We start from the raw sequence: 19,196 nt of genomic DNA on the forward strand, positions 1-19,196 counted from the left end.
TTAAAAAACCTCACAAAAGGAATAGATATAATAAATATTATGAAGAAAAAGAAATTTGCAAATTAGAGGAAATCATGAATATACTCGGTATTGATTTAGCAGGGTCTGAAAAAAGACCAACAGGTATAGCTTATTTTGAAAATAATAGAATATTAACTAAAGTCGTATACAATGATGAAGAAATTCTAAAAATAGCTAAAAACTTTTCTAAAATTTTTATAGATGCCCCCCTTTCATTACCGAAGGGAAGAGATTCATTAGAAGTAAACAATGGTATACATTTTAGAGAATGTGATATAAAGCTTAGAGAACTTAAAATAAAATTTTTCCCACTTACACTTGGACCTATGAGAAAACTGACAAAAAGAGCAATGAAACTAAAAGCAATACTCGAAGAACAAAACAAAAAAGTTTTTGAAGTTTTTCCTGGCGGATTTTATGATATTATGAAATTAAGTCGTAAAGATAAAGAAGAAATCATAAAATTTTACAAAGACTTAGGATTTGAACTTGAAGATAAAGAATTTATCCAAGATGAACTTGATGCAATAGCTTGTTTGTTAACTGGCTTGATGCATGAAAAAGAGGAAAGTTTAATTTTAGAAGGCATAGATGGGTCTATCATCTTGCCAAGAAAAAAGTAATTTGAAGTTAAAAAGTTATTGACAAAAATATAATTATTATGTATTATTACATATGTAAATACTTCACAAGGAGGGATAGATATGACAAAGTCTGAATTAATCTCAAAAACAGCTGAAAAAGCTGGAATTACAAAGGCAGCTGCTGAAAGAGCTGTTAATGCTGCTATTGAAGCAGTAGTTGGTGCTCTCTCAAAAGGTGAAAGAGTAGCTATTCCAGGTCTGGGGGTTTTTAATGTTAAACAAAGAAAAGCAAGAAAAGGAAGAAATCCAAGAACTGGAAAAGAAATTACAATTCCGGCAAGAAAAGTAGTTGCATTTACAGCAGCTAAGTCTTTGAAAGAAGGACTGAATAAAAAGTAATGCCAATTTTGCAGAAAAGGGTTGGGATATCTAATTAATCTCAACCCTTTGTTTATTTTAAAGAAAAACACAAAAATTATCTTTTAAACTAAAAAATTTAATTATTTTATAACATAATTAAAGCTTTTATATTATAAAGCAAGTTGCCACTTTCTTAGACTTAAGATAAGTAAAGGAGTATTGGACTAAGTTTTTTTATATATGGGCAAACTTATTTGTCTTTCATAATATAACAGACAAGTAAGGCTAATATGTAAGTCTTTTGGTTGAAACATATGACTGACGTAAGTGGATTAGGACTTACATTTGATTAAAAATAGTAACGTGGATTATCATAGAACAACTAAATTTTGAAAAAATCTCAAAAATCCTTTTACCATTTTAAGTCTTGAATCTTTATTATTCTTAATCAAGAAGACATTGATTTAAGTAAATATCGGTTAATTTGGTCTAAAATCACCACTTATTCTTAACATGGATTTTTCAACTTTTCTTAACATGTTATGTTAAAAATATCAACCTATCTCCACGAGAGTGTTCTAAAAATCCACACTGTCATTCTGAAGCCGACGAAGAATCTCCTGTTTTTTCAAATCAAAAAATTAATAGGAGATCCTTCGGACTAAAGCCCTCAAGATGACAAGGAAAGACAAACTTACAAAAATTTTGGAACAGTCTCGCCTATCTCCACTTGCAAAAATTCAAAATTTTAGTATATTAATGACAGATAGTTTTATAATAGAGGTGATAGATATGGTAAAGGTTATCGTAAAATCAATAGCGATAGATTCATTGACAGGAAGTCCAATAGTACTTTTAGCTAATGAGGAAAATCAAAATGATGTATATCCAATATGGATAGGAATAGCTGAGGCAGAGGGTATAGTTGTAAACCAAAGTGGGTTTATTCCACCCAGACCTTTGACTTATGATTTATTTAAAAACGTCATAGAGGCTATTGATGGAAAAGTAAAGGAAGTAAGAATTATTGATATGGTAAATAACGCATACATTGCAAACATAGTAATTCAACAAGGAGATAGAGAAATAATCATAGATTCAAGACCAAGCGATGCAATTAATTTAGCTTTAAGATTTAATAGTCCAATTTATCTAAATGAACAGGTTGTCAAAAAACTAAATGTAGAGGAATTGAAATCTCAAGAAAAAGATGAAGAAATACAAACAGTCGAAGACCTTGAAAGACAGACAGAAACTCCAAAATTAGATTTAGAAAAAACAGAAGAAATTAGTATAAAAGATGAAGATTTAGAAAAGTTTAGAGAAATGCTTGAAAACATAAAACCTGAGGATTTTTTAACTAAGTAAATGATAAAATATATTATGTGGAAGTCAAAATTGGAAGTACGAAGCTTATTTTAACAATAGGTGATATAACAGAAAGTGAAACAGAAAGTATAGTCAATGCAGCTAATTCTACCTGTATGGGTGGTGCCGGTGTAGATGGTGCCATCCATTCAAAAGGTGGTCCTCAAATACTTCAAGAATGTATTAAAATTAGGAAAACCCTATACCCAGATGGTCTTCCTCCCGGAGAAGCAGTAATAACAACAGGCGGAAATTTAAAAGCCAAGTATGTTATTCATACAGTAGGTCCTATATGTAATGGTCCTTTGACAAAGCATCAAAAACAAATCCTAAAAAATGCTTATCAAAATAGTCTTAAATTAGCTTTAGAAAAGAATATAAAATCTATATCTTTCCCGTCCATTAGCACTGGAGCATACCGCTGTGATGTAAAAGTAGCATCAAAAATAGCACTCAAAGCGGTGATAGATTTTTTAAAACAAAACCCAAATAAATTAGATTTAGTCGCTTTTGTCCTATTTACTCCAGAAATTTATCAGGTTTATAAAACATCTCTTGAGGAAATCCTTAATGCAAATATCAATGATTGATTTTATTCTTATATCTGTAATCGCTTTAATAGTGATGCTGTATGCTTATTATAGATATAGAGAAGAAAAACACAAAGAAGAAAAATTATTAATTCCAAAACTTGAATCCTATAAAGAGAAATTTTTAGAAGAGAAAAAAAACTTTATCAAAAGATCTCAAGAACTTATAGATAAAATGGAAGAAGTCAAAAAAGAGATAGAAAATTTAAAAAACAAATATCATGAATACCCATGGACAGAATCTCAAATCAAATATCTAAAAACCATGAAAGGCTCAGAATTCGAATATTATTTAACCACAGCTTTCCAAATGCTTGGGTTTATTACAATAGATTTACCTTTTTATAAAGACCATAACCTTGACTTAATTATAAAGTATGAAGATAACAACAAAACAGAATATATAGCGGTTGATTTTTTAGATCATACAGAAATAAAAAAGTTAAATGAAAAATATGTAGAAGATTTACTTCAAGGCAAAGAAAAATATGAATGCGGCAAGCTTTTGATAATAACAAATGGTTATTTAGATGATAATATAAAAAAATTTTTAATAGAAAATGATATTAACTTCTTTGAGATTGACCAGATTGTAAGATTTATTCCTTCTTTAAATTTCTTTTATAGATACGAAGAATTAAAGGGAAGTTTTCATAATTACGAAATATTACATAAAGAAGCTTTTGATGAAGTTATAAGAAGAGAACATTGGCTTTCAGAGGTAGAAGAACAATTAATAAAAGCGTTGGAAAAGAAAAATGAGAGTACTTATAATAGAGGATGATTTACTACTTGGAGAAAGTCTTAAAGATTATCTTGAAAATAACGGTATAGAATGTTTATGGATTAGCAATGAAAGAAAATTAGAAGAAGCTTTAAGCCTTTCAGAATTTGATGTAATCGTTCTTGATTTGATACTCAGGTATTCAAAAGGTGAGGATATACTAAGAAATCTTAGAAATAAAAATGTAAAAACTCCAATTTTAATAATGACAGCCAAAAACTCTATTAAAGATAAAGAAACATGTTTTAACTTAGGTGCTGATGATTACATAATAAAACCTTTCGACCCAAAGGAGTTTTTACTTAGAATAAAAGCTTTAAGCAAAAGAGCTCACCTTCCAGAAAAAATAAAAATAGGGGATGTTGAGATAGATTTAGAAAATCAAATTGTTTTAAAAGATGGAAAAGAAGTAAAACTAACCAAAACAGCATGGACTTTGCTGTATTATCTTATAAAAAATAGAGGAAAAGTTGTAAGCAATGAAAACATTTTAAACTACGTTTGGCATGATAAAGCTGTAGGAGATGAAGTAATAAGAGCTTACATAAAAGAACTTAGAAAGATTCTTCCTGATGGAAGCATTGAGACATTTAAAGGAAGAGGATATAAATTAAATTGAAGCTTGAAACGAAAATATTTATTCTCATATCTCTTATTTTTATAATAAGCCTTTCTATGATCAATTTTATTAATCTTTACTATATTAATGACTTAATAGAAAAATACCAGCAGCTCCAAAATATATTGAAACAGCAAAATCAGCTCCCTGTAGTATTTCAAGATAACCTAAAATCTTATAAAAGTGAATATAGTAAGATGGTAATACTTTGGGAAACTTTTTTAGTTTTTGGTTCTATAATTTTAATTTATTATTTGACATCTATATACTTAAAAAAAGAAGAAAGATATAAACAGTTTCTACAACTTATGATTTTATCCATCAGTCATAAGCTTGGAAATAAGATTTCAAGTCTTAACATAAATTTAGAATTAATAAAATCAAACTGTAATAATCAAGCTGTCGATAGATTAGAAAAATCTTTAATTTCTTTAAATGAAGACCTAAAAACTCTTTTAAGCACACTCAAAAAAATTCAATTTGAAAGAAAAGAAGAAGAAAAATTTAGAGTTGACGAATTAGTTTTAAAGCTCCTTGAAGAATTTAAGCCTTTTGAGAATAAAGTTTTCGTAAGATTAAAACCTTTGAAAAGTTTTAAGAATAAATCTGACATAGAGGCTATTATTCAAATAATATTAGAAAATGCTTTTAAATATTCAGAAAATAAGGTATACATAAAGATTTACAAAACAAATTTAATAATCAAAAACGACATTAAAAATGAAATAGAAAGTGGAAGTGGATTAGGCTTACTTATAGTTGAAGGACTATCAAAATTAAATAACTTAAAAGTTATAAAAAGAGTGAAAGGGAAATATTTTACTATTTGTCTTGCTTTTTAACTATAGAAGCTTCTCCTTTAGCTATTTTATCTATTGCAATAACGGTTTTTTTAAGTGGAATTCCTTCCTCAGTGATGTATGTTTCAAGACCTGTTTCATACAATTCTATTGCAAGCTTAGATGCTGCATGAACTAACTCATATCTGCTTTTTACTTTTTTTAATGCTTCTTCTATTAAAGGTCTTCTGTTCATTTTATACCTCCTGTCATTATAGAAAATATATTATACCATAATTAACCTCTTCTTTGTCATCCTTAGGACTTTAGTCCGAAGGATCTCCTCTTTTATTGTTATTTGAAAGGAATAGGAGCAAAAGGAGATTCTTCGCTTCACTCAGAGTGACAGAATAGGAGAGTATGAATTAAAGCGGATATTCTTCGCACGGTTATTGAATGACAAGAAACGCAAAAATCGTATTCTTATCACAAATGCAAAATTTTAGTATATCAAATTTTAAAAAATTTTTGGAACATTATCATTTCTAACTTTATATATTAAATAACTATAACATAAGAGACCTTAACTCATCATCCTTTATTAAAGACAAATCAAATCGTTGTCTTTTAAATCTTTGAGATTTAATGATATGGCTCAAATTTTCTTTAGATTCAAGTAAGTTCTCATTAATTATTATGTAGTCATACTCTTTCCAGTGAGGAATTTCTCTTTTGGCTGTTTCTAATCTTTTTTGTATTTCTTCTTCACCTTCTCCTCTTATTCTCATTCTACTTTCAAGCTCTTTTAAAGATGGAGGAAGGATAAATATTGTAATGGCTTCAGGAATAACTGATTTTATCTGTTTCATTCCTTGAACATCTATCACTAAAATTACATCATAACCTTGGTTTAGAAGTTCAAACGTCTCTTTTTTTGGTGTGCCGTAATAATTTCCATGAACAATTGCATACTCTAAAAAAGCATTCTCTTTGATCATTAATTCAAAAACTTCTTTAGCAACAAATACATAATCAACACCATCTATTTCATTTTTTCTTTTTTTCCTTGTTGTATAAGTAATAACTCTCTTTAATTTTTCATTTTCTTCAAGCAAAAGATTTGTTAAAGTGGTTTTTCCGGCCCCAGCAGGAGATGAGATTATAAAAAGCTCACCTTTTATCATCTAACTCCCACATTCATAACAAGTATTGATGTTAATATATTAGAAATTTCCCAAAATACTGTTGGATAAATTCCAAGCATTAGAACAACTATTGCGAGAAATCCAACAGTGAACTTCTCAGAAACCGTTAAATTAAATCTCCCTTCTATTACAGGTTCATACATATACATATAAGCAACAACTCTTAAGTAATATCCAGCTGATATTACGCTTGTAATAACAAGAACTACCGCAAGCCACCAAACATTTGATGATATTAAAGCCATAAATACACCAAATTTACCCATAAAACCAACTGTTGGTGGAATTCCAAGCATAGAAAACATATAAATAAGCATGAATAACGCCATTATTGGATGTTTTTTTGCAAGACCTTTAAAATTATCAATGTCATTAGTCCATCTGCTGTCTTTTTCAAAAGCTGACAAGAATATAAATCCACCAATTGCCATGAACATATACACTAAAGAATAAAATATTAAAGCTGTAAAGCCCATTCCATTTGGGGAAGCTAAGGCAGCTAAGATGTACCCCGTATGTGCAATGGAAGAATATGCAAGCATTCTTTTAACATTTTTCTGTCTTAAAGCGATGATATTTCCAACGATCATTGAAGCTGCAGCTAAAATTGCCCATGCATAAGACCATATACTGTTAACAAGCGGAAAAGCTTCCACCATAACTCTTAAAATTAATGCATACGTTGCAACTTTTGAAATACTTGCAAGAAATGCAGTAATTGGCGTTGGTGCAGCTTCGTAAGCGTCAGGCGTCCAGAAATGAAGTGGTACAGCAGATGCTTTTAATGCAAGACCTAAAATTAAAAGTACTAAACCAGCTGTTAAACCTATATCAGCTTTATCCTGAACTTCATTAAATATTCTTGCAAAATCAAAACTTCCGGTTTTTCCATATAAAAGTGCAATTGCATAACTAATTACAGCAGTACCTGCACCACCAATGATTAAATATTTGAATGCACCTTCCTTAGATTTATAATCCTTCCTCCAAAGACCAACTAAAATGTATATAGAGACAGACATTAACTCTAAACCAATATAGAAGCTTACAAGGTTTGGAGAAGAAACCATTATCATTATTCCAAGTAGTGAAAATAGAATTAGGTAATAGTATTCACCGTAAGATGTTTTCTTACTATCGACATAAGATTGTAGGTTGATGACAATCAAAATGGTTGAAATCAGTAAGAAAAATTTAAATACTAATGAAAAACTGTCTACAATATATAATCCATAAAGAGTGACTGCGCCTTCTGTAATGGTCAGCGTAGATAAAGTTGCTAAGGAAAGACCTAATACTGAAGTTATAAGAAGAATGTTTCTATTTTTTGTAAATAATTCTAAAACAAAAACTAATATAGCAGTTGCTAAAACAATCATTTCGGGAAGTAAAACATTAAAATTTGGAACTCCAAAACCTGACACGATTTGCTGAACGATAGTCATTTTGCTTACCCTCCTACTATCTTGTGTAAAACAAATTGGGTAGTGTTATTAATTAGATTAATCCACCAATTAGGGTATATACCAATTACGAACATAAATATCACAAATGGCAAGAAAGACCAAAGTTCTGCTGTGTTTAAGTCTTTTAGTTTTGAGTACTCTATTATTTTTTCTTCAGATAACAGCTCTTCTTCAAACATTGTTTTCTTGTATAGCCATAGTGTGTATGCAGCACCTACTACTAAGCTGAGACCGGCTAAAACAGCGGTTAAGATGCTAACTTTGAATGTTCCAACCAGTGATAAAAACTCACCTACAAACCCAGACAATCCTGGCAGCCCTGCTGAAGCCATAGCTGATATCATAAATAATGTTGCAAAAACTGGAACAAATTTTGCCATTCCGCCAAGGTCTTTCATTTCATAACTATGAAGTCTTTCATAAATAAATCCTGCTGCCAAGAATAGCGCCCCTGATGTTAAACCGTGAGAAATCATAGTGATTATGGCACCGTTTACACCCTCAGGATTTAATGCAAATGTACCCATTGTCACAAATCCCATGTGCGATACAGAAGAGTATGCAATAAGCCTTTTTATATGTGTTTGAGCTATTGCCATCATTGCAGTATAAATAATAGCTATTACACTTAAAGCAAAGATTACCGGAACAAAATATTTAGATGCTTCCGGGAACCATGGAAGACTAAATCTTACAAACCCATAAGTACCCATTTTTAACAAAACTGCTGCAAGTATTACAGAGCCTGATGTTGGAGCTTGAACGTGTGCAGCCGGAAGCCATGTATGGAATGGCCACATAGGAACTTTGATAGCAAAACCAAGAGCAAGAAGTAAGAAAAAGATTAATTCAAGGTTAAAAGGCAAGTGTAATTTTAATAAATCAAAATAGCTTGTAGAAAGTATATTGTTTTCCATGTAGTTGTAAATATACATTCCAATTACGCCAATTAGAAGGAAAAGAGAGCCAAAGAATGTGTATATAAAGAATTTAGTTGCTGCATAAATCCTTTCAGCATAACCCCAAACACCGATGATTAAAAACATTGGAATTAACATAACTTCCCAAAAAACATAAAACGCAACAAGGTCAAATGCAACGAATACGCCAATACAAGCTGCTTCAAGAATTAAAAATGCTATAAAGTATTCTTTTATTCTTTTCTCTATGTTAGTACTCCATACAAAAGCAGCAACAAAAGATAAAGCTGTTAGCCAAACGAGAGTTAAACTTAGAGCATCAACCCCAACTTCGTAGCTTATTCCAAACTGTGGAATCCATGCATACTTTTCATAAAATTGAATTTTATAACCTGTTGGGTCGTATGTTAAAAGCATATAAGAAGATATTATAAAAACTATTATAGACGTTATGATACTAATCGGCTTAGCGAGTTTTTCGTTTGCAAAAAATACTATAAACGAGGCTAAAATTGGAATGATTATACTGATGCTTATTAGTGGAATGTCAGCCCTTACAAACTCTACTGTCATTTTCTACCTCCTCCTACTTCAAAAACAAGAATAGGGATAAAAAGATTACTACGCCGATTAACATTTGAATTACGTACCCACTAATTCTTCCCATCTGTGTTTTTCTAAATATATCACTTGCAAAAAGTGAAGTTTTTCCAGAACCATCAACAATTCCGTCAATGATAATTTTATCACCAATAAACCACATCACCTTAGAAAGTTTATAGTATCCATACACAAAGATTGCATAGTAAATCTTGTCAAAGAACCATCTGTTGTAGAAAAGGATGTATAAAGGTTTAAACATATCTCCAACTTTAACTGGGTCAATTTTTCTAATTTGATAAATTGTATATGCAGTAAATATACCGGCCAAGGCAGTTGCCAATAGAAGTATTCCTAATAAAGATGTTAAAGAATGTCCTAAAAATTCAAAAGCATTTGCTTCTATATGGACATGATGAGACCTGCTCAATCCTTCATTAACCAATGCTTTTACCTCTGGTGATAAGAAAGACATATATGCAGGGTCTAATGATGGTTTTAAGAAGTTTATAAAGAACTCTCTAAAGAAACCAAGAATAACTGTTGCTGTTGCTAACACGATCAATGGAATTGTCATATTTGGCGGTGATTCATGAACATGCTCTCTAATATGATGGTCTAATCTATCTCCGTCAAAGAAAGTAAGGAAGAATAATCTAAATATGTAGAATGCGGTCAAGAATGCTCCAAGCCACAAGAACGTAAACGCAAAAGTGTTAATTTCGTAAGCACCTTCAATGATAGGGTCTTTACTGAAAAATCCTACAAATGGAGGTATACCTGCCAATGCAAGAGAACCAATTAAAAATGTTCCCATTGTAATAGGCATCAATCTTCCAATTTGACCCATTTTTTGAACATCTAACAAGTGGTGAAGAGCTATTAAAACGCTACCTGAACCTAAGAAAAGTAATGCTTTGAATACCGCGTGGGATGTAAGATGGAACATACCTTCACTGAATAATCCTAAGCCTTCAGCAGCAAACATATAACCAAGCTGTGATAATGTTGAGTATGCAATGATTCTTTTAATATCGTTTTGAACAAGCCCCATAGTAGCTGCAAGGAATGCAGACATCGTACCTATGAATAAAACTGTATCTAATGCAATTTCTGAAGATGCAAAGACCGGCATTAGTCTTGCAACCATGTAAACACCGGCTGCAACCATCGTAGCGGCGTGAATTAATGCAGAAACCGGAGTTGGACCTTCCATCGCATTTGGAAGCCATATATGCAATGGAATCTGTGCTGATTTACCAACAGCACCACCAAATAATAACAACGCTATAAAAGTGACGATTATGTAGTCCATTCCGTGTAATTTGTTGAAAATTTGTAGGTAGTCTAAGGTTCCAAAAGTTGTAAATGCAAGCAATATTCCAAGTAAGAATAGCCAATCACCAACCCTGTTAACTACAAATGCTTCCATAGCAGCATTCGCCGCGGATTTTTTATAGTGCCAAAAACCAATCAATAGGTATGATGCTAAACCAACACCTTCCCATCCAAAGAAAAGCTGAACCAAATTGTCAGAAAGTGTAAGCATAAGCATCATAAACACGAATAATGATAAATATGCAAAGAATCTTGGATAAGATTCATCACCTTTCATATAACCGGTTGCGAATATAAAAATGAACGTTGATACACATGTAACGACACAGGTCATTAAAGCCGAAAGTGGATCCCAAAATATACTAACAGATATTGAGTAGTCGCCTATAGTAAGCCAATTAAAAAGCTTTAAATCATAATACTTTCCAGATTCAGCAACATCAATAAAACCTTTTACTGATGCTATTGCTGAGATTGCAACCCCTATAACAGCAACGATTCCAGATAATGGCTCTTTTAAAAGCTTATAACCAAAAAGCCCTATGATTACAAATGCTATAAGTGGTGAAAACGGTATAATCCATAAGTACTCCATGCTACTACCCCTTTAACTCTGTTAGTTTTTCTACATCAACATCTTTTTTCATTCTGTAGATTGCTATTATTAAGCCAAGACCTATCGCCGCTTCCGCAGCTGCTATAGTTAAGATAAAAAATACAAATACTTGACCTACCACGTCATGAAGTTTCATATCAAAGGCAACAAATGCTATATTTACTGCGTTTAGCATAAGCTCTGTTGATAGTAGCATCGCAATAATATTTTTCCTAATTATTACACCAATAAAACCAAGAACCATAAGAAGTCCGCTTAAAGCTACGTAGTATTCAAATGGTACCATTACTGCCCTCCTTCTTCATCTTCAACTATATCTTTTCTTCCAAGTAATATAGCACCAATCATTGCAACGAGAAGAATTAAAGAGGCAACTTCAAATGGGAAAAGATATTTTGTAAATAAAAGTGATGCTACAGCTTTTGCATTGGATATTTTTGTAAAAATATCAGGAGAGAATATACCTTTATTAGATGCCCATAAACCATAAATAGATACATAGGCAAGCTCTAAGAATAAAATAAATCCGAATGGAAGAGAAAGTAAAGTATATTTTGGGTCTATAGCTTGACCTTTGTACTGTGGTACTGTTGATATCACAAGAACATAGAAAACAACTATCGCTACCGCATAGATTAAGATCTGTAGTGCTCCTACAAGCTCTGCCCCGAGGTTAAAAAACAGTCCTGAAATCGCTATCAATGTTGAGATTAGCGACAAGACGGCATAAACAATATTTCTAAAGAAAACAACACCTATGGCTGATATAACCGCTATTGTAGATAAAACCCAAAAAGCTACTGCACTTAACTCCATTTGACCTGCCCCCATAACTTAATTCTTTCTGAGTCATTAATCCATATTCTATCTGGTTCTTTTAATCTTCTTCTATCAAAATCTTTTCCTCTTTCGCTCATATCTTCCATATGAATTACGCAATTTTTTCTTTGATACTGTGCCATTTCATATATATCTGTCATAATCAAACAGTTTACCGGACATGCATCAACACACAATCCACAGTACAGACAGTTTAATAAATTCATTTCAAACTTTTTAACTTTTTTCTTTCCGTTAGGAAGTTGCTCTGCCTCTATAACAAACAATGAAGGCATCGGGCATGCTTGCTGACACATATAACAGGCAACACATCTGCTTTCGCCTGTTTCAATATCCATAAATTTTTCTAATACGCTAAAAGATGGCGGTTCATTTCCATCTTTTACTCTATGAGCATGCACACCTCTAAATCTTTTTGGAGGAGTTAATTTCTCAAAAGGATATTTAGTTGTAATTGTTTTTTGCAATAAGTTTTTAAAAGTCACTTTTAAACCTTTCATAAAATCAATGAAAAATATTTTTTCCCATATGCTTAAGCTTGGTCTTTCTAAATATTTTAGCTTAACCATTTTAGCCCTTGATTAAAATTATTATCGCAGTGATAAAAATATTTAATAATGACAATGGAAGCATTACTTTCCAAGCAATTTCAGTAATTTGGTCTACTCTGTATCTTGGAAGCGTCCAATGCACCCATAGGAAGAACATAAACATCATAAATACTTTTAAGAAGAACCATATAAATGGTGATATTGGTCCAAAGATTTCAGGACCTTTCCAGCCACCAAAGAATAGAATTACAGCTATGGCACTAAGTACAAAAGTACCTATATACCATTCTGCCAATGGGAATAGACCAAACTTCATTCCTGAATATTCTGTGTTGTATCCCGATACTAGCTCTGCTTCTGCTTCTTGAACGTCAAACGGTGTTCTTCCTGTCTCCGCCAATATGGCAAAAAGAATAACAATAAACGCAATTGGCTGATACCAGATAAACGCACCAAAAAATCCATCTTGAGCGTATACTATCTCTTTAAGAGAAAAAGAACCAGCTAACATAATTGGTCCAACCATAGCAAATCCAAGGGCAACCTCATAACCTATTAAAACAGCAGCCTTTCTAAGACCACCTATCATTGGATATTTACTGTTTGAAGCCCAACCAGCAAAGATAACTCCATAAATGCTTATGCTACCAAATGCAAGGGCAAGGATTAATCCAATATTTAGGTCTGTAATATATGGCTTTATTTCAAATCCAAAGATCTGTATAGGCTCGCCAAATGGAATAACAGCAAGTATCATGATAGCTGGAACGAATGCAAGAAGTGAAGCAAGGTAAAATAAAACTTTATCGACATTATTTGGAACTAAATCTTCTTTTGTTAAAACTTTAAGAGCATCTGCTATTGGCTGAAGAAGTCCATGAAATCCTACATGGAGAGGTCCCGGTCTTTGCTGAACATGACCTGCAAACTTTCTTTCAATAAGAGTTAAATATGCTGCTGCTAAAAACATCCCAACAACAAAGACAAGAGATTTAATCGTTAGACCTATTATCGTTCCAAGCATCTCCATAATGCAAAACCTCTTCCTTGTAATTTTGTTAAATTATATTAACACATTACTACATAAAATTAAACACTGTTTTATTTTAAAAAGTCAAAAATTTATTTAAGGTTTTGATAAATATTTTTAATCTTTGTTAAGATGTTGAATTGTTTACTTATTTGGTTTTTTAAGACTTTTGAGAGCTGTAAGAGAAGGTTGTTATTATTGATTTAAATATTCCACACGTACCGGTTTGGATAGTTTGATTACCAAACTCTTTGTTTCTCTTAACTTGTAAAATAATTTTACCCTTTTTCTAAAGCTTTTAGTTCAACCTTTGATTACTACCCTTAGGACTTTAGCACGGAATGTTAAAATTTAGAGGTAGATATTGTTGGGGAGCGGTTCATAAATTTTTTTTTTGAGTAAAAGGATGAAAACGAAACTGCTCCAAAATTTTTGTAAGTTTACCTTTTTTGTTATCCAGAGTAAGTCCGAAGGATCTTCTCTTTTGATTTTTTTGACTTGAAAAGAAAAATTGGAGATTCTTCGCTTCACTAAGAATAACAGATAAAGTTACCCTTTTTTGATATTTATCAGCTAATTTTTGACTGTCATCCTAAGGACTTTAGTCCGAAAGATTTCCTTTTTAAATTTTATAAAAACTACCAATTTCTCACTTGACATATTTTAACCTTAAAAAAGCTTTTTATGTTATTACCTATCTGTTTCACCAACAACCGGGTCTATACTTCCAAGAAGAGCAACTGCATCAGCTACCGTCCTTCCTTTTATAAGCTCTGGAAAGATTTGAAGATTATAAAATGCGCCCGACCTTATTCTTAATCTGTAAGGTTTGCCTTCACCTTTGCTTACGATATAAAAACCAAGCTCACCTCTTGGATTTTCTCCAGAAACATAAACCTCTCCAACCGGTGCTTTTTCTCCATAAATTCTCAATGTAAAATCTTTAACCATAGACTCTATAGACCCATAAACTTCATTCAACGTTGGAAGTACATAAGGATTCTCTGTTGCTACATATTTATCATTCTTTAGTTTTTCTAATTTCTCTACACACTGCTGAACTATCCTTAAACTTTGCTTCATCTCTTCCATTCTGATTAAATATCTATCATAAGCATCACCAACTGTTCCAAGAGGAATTTCAAAATCGACATCAGCGTATGCATCTGTTGGTTGAATATACCTAATATCGTAAGGAACGCCGGCACTTCTTGCCATTACACCAGTAAGTCCATACTGGTAAACATCTTCCTTGCTTACTATTCCAACATCTTTATTCCTTCTTATCCAAATTCTATTTTTAGTTAGAAGGTCTTCATAATCTTTAACTCTTGATGGGAAATCTTTAATAAAATGCTTGATTACATCTAATGCACCTTCTGGTAGGTCATATCTAATGCCACCTATCCTTAAAAAGGAAGAGTTTAACCTTATGCCTGCTATTCCTTCTATAATATCCATTAATTTTTCTCTTTCTCTAAATGTATATAAAAACATTGTCAAAGCACCAAGGTCAAGGGCGGTTGTGCCAAGCCAAAGCAGATGGCTATTGATTCTTTGAAGTTCAGCCAGCATAGTTCTAATCCATTTAGCTTTCTCCGGCGGCTGAACTCCAAAAAGTTTTTCAATTGCATTAACATAAGCTATATTTGAACATAAAGCCGAGATATAGTCCATTCTGTCTGTATATGGTATTATCTGAGTGTATGTAAGGTCTTCTGAAAGTTTTTCAATTCCTCTGTGAAGTTGTCCAAGAATGATATCACATTCTCTTATTGTCTCACCTTCTAAATCAAATAAAAACCAAATTGTTCCGTGCGTTCCGGGATGAAGTGGTCCCCAGTTTAAAACTATTTGATTTTTTTTACTGATTCTTTTCCTTTCTGTTATTTCTAAGTCTTCAAGTGTTGGTATAGCGGTATGGTATGGGTCATAATCATGACTGGGAATATTTTTTCCTTCATTTAAAGATGGTAGATATGTATCTTTAAATCCTTCTTTTGGAAAATCTTTTCTAAGTGGATAGTATGGATAAGTCTCCCATAAAAACATCCTTACCAAATTGTCATGGCCATCAAACTTGATGCCAAACATATCATAGGCTTCTCGTTCAGCCCATTTGGCACCTTTCCAAAGATTAATTAAAGATGGCAGAGTATCATCAGTCCAAGTTTTGACTATAATTCTTTCGTTGTATTCTGGAGAGTAAAGAATATAAACTGCTTGAAATCTTGGGTTGTGATATGGATAATCTACGACTGTAAAGTCAATAAACATCTTAAAGGAAAAGTCCGGCTCCTCTTTTAGAAATTTCAAAAGATCGATTAAATTATCTTTTTCTATCTCTACCCAGACAATATCTTTATAACTTTCAATTTTAACATTAAAAACAGAATTTATCCTTTTAGCTTTATCTAAAGTTATCCATGTCAAAATAATTCCCTGCTATTTAGAGATAGGCTTTGATTCTTGAGGAACTTTTATAGGAATTTCTATAAGCTCTTTTCCTTCTTTTTTTGCTTTTATCTTTTTCTGAAGTTCTAATATTCCCCAAAGTAAAGCCTGTGGTGTTGGCGGACAGCCTGGAATATAAACATCTACAGGAATTATTCTATCTACTCCTTGTAATGTTGGATATGTAGGAAATGGGCCACCAGCAGATGCGCAACCGCCCATAGATATAACCCATTTTGGGTCTGGCATTTGCTCATATATAAGTCTAAGCATAGGAGCAACTTTATTCACTACCGTTCCGGCTACGATTAAAACGTCCGATTGTCTTGGAGAACCTCTAAATATGATTCCAAGCCTGTCTGTATCAAATCTTGAAGCTGCTGTGTGCATCATCTCAATAGCACAGCATGCTAAACCAACAGATACAGGCCATAAAGAGTTTCTTCTTCCCCAGCTTAAAACTTCTTCAACTGTTGTTAAAATTATTCCGCTACTTGTCATTGCCATTTTAACGCTCCTTTTTTCCAAGCATAGATATAACCAAGAATCAATATACCTAAGAAGAAAAACATTTCAGTAAGTATAAAACCGGGTGCAACCTGTGCAACTTCTCTAAAAATAGCTGCCCAAGGAAATACAAAAGCTGATTCAAGGTCAAAAAGAACAAGAAGTAATCCAAGAAGATAATATTTTTGGTCTATTGTTGTCCATGTTGTTTTATCGTAAAGGGGAACACCACATTCATAAGGATAGCCTTCATAAGGTTCAGGTGTTTTTGGTGCAAGAAGTCTGTTTATAACTAATAGAACTACTCCAATTGCGGTAGCCAGTATAAAGAAAATTGTTAGTCCTAAATAACCTGTGGTCATTATCGGCTCTCCTCTATAAAATTTCTTAAATTAGGATAACTCAAAATAAGAAAGTTTGCAAGAGTTTTATAACACAGTTTGAATTTTTTCTGACGAAATATTGTTAAGAAAATGAAAAATCGATCTTAATTTAATGAAGCAGATATTGAAAATTGATTTAAAAGAATAAATATTCTCTTAAGAAACTTCTTTTCTATTATATTAAAAGATACGTCGTATGAGAGATTTAATAAGATTAGGAGATTTTTTGCCAACTGCAGAGTGTAAATAGTCAAAGACGGATATTGAGTAATTCATGAACTACCCTTACGCAAGAAGTTAAGAGCGAAGTGTTAAAGGTAAGAAGTGAGTGAGACTGTTCCAAAATTTTTGTAAGTTTGTCTTTTCCTGTCATCCCGAGGCTGTAAAGCCGAAGGATCTCCTCTTTTATTGTTGTTTGATAGAAAGAGGGACAAAGGCGGAGATTCTTCGCCGGCTGCAGAATGACGATGTTGGTTTTTTGAACGGTCTCATAACATTTCTCAGCCTTCATTACCACTCTCTAATGTCATCTTGTATGCTTGATTCTTAGGCAAATTATACTCATCAGCTATAATCTTTGCTATCTCTTTTGACTTTAAGTTTTGATTTTTTAACTCTATTACTCTTCTTTTTATTTCATCTTCGTCTATAGTAGCTTTCTTTTCTGATGGATGGACAAGAATAACAAACTCACCTTTTATCTTGTCTAGATTTTTTTCAAAAAAATCTAAAATTTCAAAAGGATTACCAATGATAAACTCTTCATGAATCTTTGTAAGCTCCTTTGCAACAACGATATTAGCTTTTTCATCAAGGTCTTTTATAAGATTGACAGTATCTATAACTCTATTTGGACTTTCATAAAGTATTAAGGTTGTATCTAACTCTATATATTTTTTCAAAACCTTTTCTTTGTGAGACCTTTTTTGTGGAAGAAATCCTAAGAAAAGAAATTTATCTGATGGTAATCCTGAGGCAGATAGTGCCACAGCTCCTGCAAATGGACCAGGAATTGGCACAACTTTTATATTATTTTCTCTTGCCTTTTTTACAACTCTATAACCAGGGTCTGAAATACATGGAGTTCCAGCATCGGAAACCAATGCTATATCTTCTTTTTCTAAAATCTTTAATATCTTTTCCGAAGCTTCTTCTTCGTTATGCTCGTGATAGCTAATCAGATGCTTATCTTCTATCCCATAGAAATTTAGCAGTTTTTTTGTTTGTCTTGTGTCTTCGCAAGCTATGTATTTAACCTTTTTAAGTGTATCTAAGGCTCTAAACGAGATATCTTTAAGATTTCCGATAGGTGTGGCAACAACATACAAAACAGCCATTAAGGTAATCTTAATGTATTATTTTGAATACTACCATAACCTACAAAGACATTATTTTTATATACAGCAACCTTACCATCCGGAAAGTATTTTTTAGAGTTTATGGTATTTACTTTAGAATAAGGAAGCTCTAATCTGTCAATATTTATCAGCTTTGATGTATAAGGTTCAATAACTGTCTTATCGTACAATTTCACTACTCTCTCGTTTTCTTTAATGTATAAAGCTACATCATTTAATCTTATTGGCGTGTTGTTTACTATTTTGTAAAAGCCATTTAAAACAACTTTATTATTTGATATATCAGCAGTATAAACTACATCCCAGCTAAATCCATTTATCGGATAAATCAAATTAATTCCGGCTGAAACAGGTTTATCCGAGTTTAGCTTTATTGTTACTCTTGGTGCTTGAATATCTTGCCACTTTAAAGAAGATGAGAGTCTGTTAGGAAATGTTGGTAAAGTTGTTACTACTACACCGTTTTTTGTATCCAAGGTTATAAAATTGTCTTTTACAGATATGACTGTTCCACGTATTAATCTTCCGTCTCCTTCAATAGATATAGTCTTCCCAATAAGATTTTCTATAAAGTTTTCTTTTGTTGGTTCTATCATGTATCCAGATATTTTTACACTGCTATCTGAAGGCTTTATAACCAAATCATTAGTGTTAGCCATTGGTAAAAGCTGAATTGGTCCAATAATCGTTTCGCCCTGTGCTAATAAAAACTGTGAATACTGAATATAAGTAGATGAACCCTTTTTATTTACTATCAAACTGTCTGCAAATGAAAAGCTAAATAAAAATAAAATTATAGCACTGACTTTCTTAAACATTTAAA

The 19,196-nt window shown here is 32.1% G+C and carries 21 protein-coding genes; 7 read left to right on the forward strand and 14 right to left on the reverse strand.

The annotated features are described in order from the left end of the window. Window positions 1–74: 74 nt before the first annotated feature. The 7 genes from SYO3AOP1_RS04485 (at window position 75) to SYO3AOP1_RS04515 (ending at window position 5,168) form a co-directional block, all read left to right on the forward strand. Window positions 75–644 carry a DUF429 domain-containing protein gene (locus tag SYO3AOP1_RS04485; protein WP_012459568.1) on the forward strand — a complete coding sequence of 190 codons (570 nt, stop codon included), beginning with the start codon at window positions 75–77 and terminating at the stop codon, window positions 642–644. An 81-nt stretch (window positions 645–725) separates the two neighbouring features. Then, window positions 726–1,004: an HU family DNA-binding protein gene (locus tag SYO3AOP1_RS04490; RefSeq protein WP_012459569.1), complete on the forward strand. Its 279-nt coding sequence runs from the start codon at window positions 726–728 to the stop codon at window positions 1,002–1,004. 636 nt (window positions 1,005–1,640) lie between these two features. Beyond that, the gene (locus SYO3AOP1_RS04495; protein ID WP_281340803.1) at window positions 1,641–2,333 is read left to right on the forward strand and encodes a bifunctional nuclease family protein; all 693 of its coding nucleotides are present in this window, start codon (window positions 1,641–1,643) and stop codon (window positions 2,331–2,333) included. Between the two features lie 17 nt (window positions 2,334–2,350). Next, on the forward strand, window positions 2,351–2,923 hold the full coding sequence (locus SYO3AOP1_RS04500) for a macro domain-containing protein (protein WP_012459571.1): 573 nt from the start codon (window positions 2,351–2,353) through the stop codon (window positions 2,921–2,923). After that, window positions 2,916–3,707 (forward strand): restriction endonuclease, encoded by a 792-nt coding sequence (locus SYO3AOP1_RS04505; protein WP_012459572.1) that lies wholly within the window; start codon window positions 2,916–2,918, stop codon window positions 3,705–3,707. The genes SYO3AOP1_RS04500 and SYO3AOP1_RS04505 overlap by 8 nt, the downstream gene beginning before the upstream one ends. Then, a complete protein-coding gene (locus SYO3AOP1_RS04510) occupies window positions 3,682–4,326 on the forward strand; it encodes a response regulator transcription factor (protein ID WP_012459573.1) in 645 nt (214 codons plus the stop codon). Before SYO3AOP1_RS04505 ends, SYO3AOP1_RS04510 begins: the two co-directional genes overlap by 26 nt. A 56-nt stretch (window positions 4,327–4,382) precedes the next feature. Beyond that, complete coding sequence (locus tag SYO3AOP1_RS04515; RefSeq protein ID WP_281340804.1) at window positions 4,383–5,168, forward strand: sensor histidine kinase; 786 nt, start codon at window positions 4,383–4,385, stop codon at window positions 5,166–5,168. Here the strand turns inward: SYO3AOP1_RS04515 and rpoZ are convergent. From rpoZ to SYO3AOP1_RS04585, 14 genes are all read right to left on the reverse strand, one after another. Continuing rightward, window positions 5,149–5,361, reverse strand: coding sequence for a DNA-directed RNA polymerase subunit omega (rpoZ, locus tag SYO3AOP1_RS04520; RefSeq protein ID WP_012459575.1), 213 nt, complete (start codon window positions 5,359–5,361; stop codon window positions 5,149–5,151). The genes SYO3AOP1_RS04515 and rpoZ overlap by 20 nt on opposite strands. A gap of 310 nt (window positions 5,362–5,671) precedes the next feature. Continuing rightward, complete coding sequence (gene gmk / locus SYO3AOP1_RS04525) at window positions 5,672–6,289, reverse strand: guanylate kinase (RefSeq protein ID WP_012459576.1); 618 nt, start codon at window positions 6,287–6,289, stop codon at window positions 5,672–5,674. Further along, the gene (locus tag SYO3AOP1_RS04530; protein ID WP_012459577.1) at window positions 6,286–7,755 is read right to left on the reverse strand and encodes an NADH-quinone oxidoreductase subunit N; all 1,470 of its coding nucleotides are present in this window, start codon (window positions 7,753–7,755) and stop codon (window positions 6,286–6,288) included. Before SYO3AOP1_RS04530 ends, gmk begins: the two co-directional genes overlap by 4 nt. 5 nt (window positions 7,756–7,760) lie before the next feature. Continuing rightward, entirely contained in the window at window positions 7,761–9,269 is a 1,509-nt protein-coding gene (locus SYO3AOP1_RS04535) for an NADH-quinone oxidoreductase subunit M (RefSeq protein ID WP_012459578.1), read from the reverse strand. A 13-nt stretch (window positions 9,270–9,282) separates the two neighbouring features. Continuing rightward, window positions 9,283–11,229: an NADH-quinone oxidoreductase subunit L gene (gene nuoL, locus SYO3AOP1_RS04540; protein WP_012459579.1), complete on the reverse strand. Its 1,947-nt coding sequence runs from the start codon at window positions 11,227–11,229 to the stop codon at window positions 9,283–9,285. A 4-nt stretch (window positions 11,230–11,233) separates the two neighbouring features. After that, a complete protein-coding gene (gene nuoK / locus SYO3AOP1_RS04545; RefSeq protein WP_012459580.1) occupies window positions 11,234–11,536 on the reverse strand; it encodes an NADH-quinone oxidoreductase subunit NuoK in 303 nt (100 codons plus the stop codon). Continuing rightward, the gene (locus SYO3AOP1_RS04550) at window positions 11,536–12,066 is read right to left on the reverse strand and encodes an NADH-quinone oxidoreductase subunit J (RefSeq protein ID WP_012459581.1); all 531 of its coding nucleotides are present in this window, start codon (window positions 12,064–12,066) and stop codon (window positions 11,536–11,538) included. The genes nuoK and SYO3AOP1_RS04550 overlap by 1 nt, the downstream gene beginning before the upstream one ends. Then, a complete protein-coding gene (locus SYO3AOP1_RS04555; RefSeq protein ID WP_012459582.1) occupies window positions 12,057–12,659 on the reverse strand; it encodes an NADH-quinone oxidoreductase subunit I in 603 nt (200 codons plus the stop codon). Before SYO3AOP1_RS04555 ends, SYO3AOP1_RS04550 begins: the two co-directional genes overlap by 10 nt. A gap of 1 nt (window position 12,660) precedes the next feature. Then, on the reverse strand, window positions 12,661–13,671 hold the full coding sequence (gene nuoH, locus SYO3AOP1_RS04560) for an NADH-quinone oxidoreductase subunit NuoH (RefSeq protein ID WP_012459583.1): 1,011 nt from the start codon (window positions 13,669–13,671) through the stop codon (window positions 12,661–12,663). Window positions 13,672–14,361: 690 nt separating this feature from the next. After that, on the reverse strand, window positions 14,362–16,104 hold the full coding sequence (nuoD, locus tag SYO3AOP1_RS04565) for an NADH dehydrogenase (quinone) subunit D (RefSeq protein ID WP_012459584.1): 1,743 nt from the start codon (window positions 16,102–16,104) through the stop codon (window positions 14,362–14,364). 12 nt (window positions 16,105–16,116) lie between these two features. Next, window positions 16,117–16,632, reverse strand: a complete 516-nt coding sequence (locus SYO3AOP1_RS04570) for an NADH-quinone oxidoreductase subunit B (protein WP_012459585.1) — start codon at window positions 16,630–16,632, stop codon at window positions 16,117–16,119. Then, on the reverse strand, window positions 16,623–16,994 hold the full coding sequence (gene ndhC, locus SYO3AOP1_RS04575) for an NADH-quinone oxidoreductase subunit A (protein WP_012459586.1): 372 nt from the start codon (window positions 16,992–16,994) through the stop codon (window positions 16,623–16,625). The genes SYO3AOP1_RS04570 and ndhC overlap by 10 nt, the downstream gene beginning before the upstream one ends. A 521-nt stretch (window positions 16,995–17,515) precedes the next feature. Beyond that, window positions 17,516–18,352 carry a 16S rRNA (cytidine(1402)-2'-O)-methyltransferase gene (gene rsmI / locus SYO3AOP1_RS04580; protein WP_012459587.1) on the reverse strand — a complete coding sequence of 279 codons (837 nt, stop codon included), beginning with the start codon at window positions 18,350–18,352 and terminating at the stop codon, window positions 17,516–17,518. Further along, window positions 18,352–19,191 carry a hypothetical protein gene (locus SYO3AOP1_RS04585; RefSeq protein ID WP_012459588.1) on the reverse strand — a complete coding sequence of 280 codons (840 nt, stop codon included), beginning with the start codon at window positions 19,189–19,191 and terminating at the stop codon, window positions 18,352–18,354. Before SYO3AOP1_RS04585 ends, rsmI begins: the two co-directional genes overlap by 1 nt. Window positions 19,192–19,196 lie beyond the last annotated feature (5 nt).

The sequence above is a fragment of the Sulfurihydrogenibium sp. YO3AOP1 genome (assembly GCF_000020325.1).
Taxonomy (GTDB): domain Bacteria; phylum Aquificota; class Aquificia; order Aquificales; family Hydrogenothermaceae; genus Sulfurihydrogenibium.

Coding starts and splice junctions, on each gene's coding strand:
- rpoZ (WP_012459575.1), bottom strand. CDS start 5,361: ATGAACAGAAGACCTTTAATAGAAGAAGCATTAAAAAAAGTAAAAAGC.
- SYO3AOP1_RS04505 (WP_012459572.1), top strand. CDS start 2,916: ATGATTGATTTTATTCTTATATCTGTAATCGCTTTAATAGTGATGCTG.
- SYO3AOP1_RS04510 (WP_012459573.1), top strand. CDS start 3,682: ATGAGAGTACTTATAATAGAGGATGATTTACTACTTGGAGAAAGTCTT.
- SYO3AOP1_RS04495 (WP_281340803.1), top strand. CDS start 1,641: ATGACAAGGAAAGACAAACTTACAAAAATTTTGGAACAGTCTCGCCTA.
- SYO3AOP1_RS04485 (WP_012459568.1), top strand. CDS start 75: ATGAATATACTCGGTATTGATTTAGCAGGGTCTGAAAAAAGACCAACA.
- rsmI (WP_012459587.1), bottom strand. CDS start 18,352: ATGGCTGTTTTGTATGTTGTTGCCACACCTATCGGAAATCTTAAAGAT.
- SYO3AOP1_RS04535 (WP_012459578.1), bottom strand. CDS start 9,269: ATGACAGTAGAGTTTGTAAGGGCTGACATTCCACTAATAAGCATCAGT.
- nuoH (WP_012459583.1), bottom strand. CDS start 13,671: ATGGAGATGCTTGGAACGATAATAGGTCTAACGATTAAATCTCTTGTC.
- nuoL (WP_012459579.1), bottom strand. CDS start 11,229: ATGGAGTACTTATGGATTATACCGTTTTCACCACTTATAGCATTTGTA.
- SYO3AOP1_RS04490 (WP_012459569.1), top strand. CDS start 726: ATGACAAAGTCTGAATTAATCTCAAAAACAGCTGAAAAAGCTGGAATT.
- SYO3AOP1_RS04550 (WP_012459581.1), bottom strand. CDS start 12,066: ATGGAGTTAAGTGCAGTAGCTTTTTGGGTTTTATCTACAATAGCGGTT.
- SYO3AOP1_RS04515 (WP_281340804.1), top strand. CDS start 4,383: ATGATCAATTTTATTAATCTTTACTATATTAATGACTTAATAGAAAAA.
- SYO3AOP1_RS04570 (WP_012459585.1), bottom strand. CDS start 16,632: ATGGCAATGACAAGTAGCGGAATAATTTTAACAACAGTTGAAGAAGTT.
- SYO3AOP1_RS04530 (WP_012459577.1), bottom strand. CDS start 7,755: ATGACTATCGTTCAGCAAATCGTGTCAGGTTTTGGAGTTCCAAATTTT.
- ndhC (WP_012459586.1), bottom strand. CDS start 16,994: ATGACCACAGGTTATTTAGGACTAACAATTTTCTTTATACTGGCTACC.
- SYO3AOP1_RS04555 (WP_012459582.1), bottom strand. CDS start 12,659: ATGGTTAAGCTAAAATATTTAGAAAGACCAAGCTTAAGCATATGGGAA.
- nuoK (WP_012459580.1), bottom strand. CDS start 11,536: ATGGTACCATTTGAATACTACGTAGCTTTAAGCGGACTTCTTATGGTT.
- gmk (WP_012459576.1), bottom strand. CDS start 6,289: ATGATAAAAGGTGAGCTTTTTATAATCTCATCTCCTGCTGGGGCCGGA.
- SYO3AOP1_RS04585 (WP_012459588.1), bottom strand. CDS start 19,191: ATGTTTAAGAAAGTCAGTGCTATAATTTTATTTTTATTTAGCTTTTCA.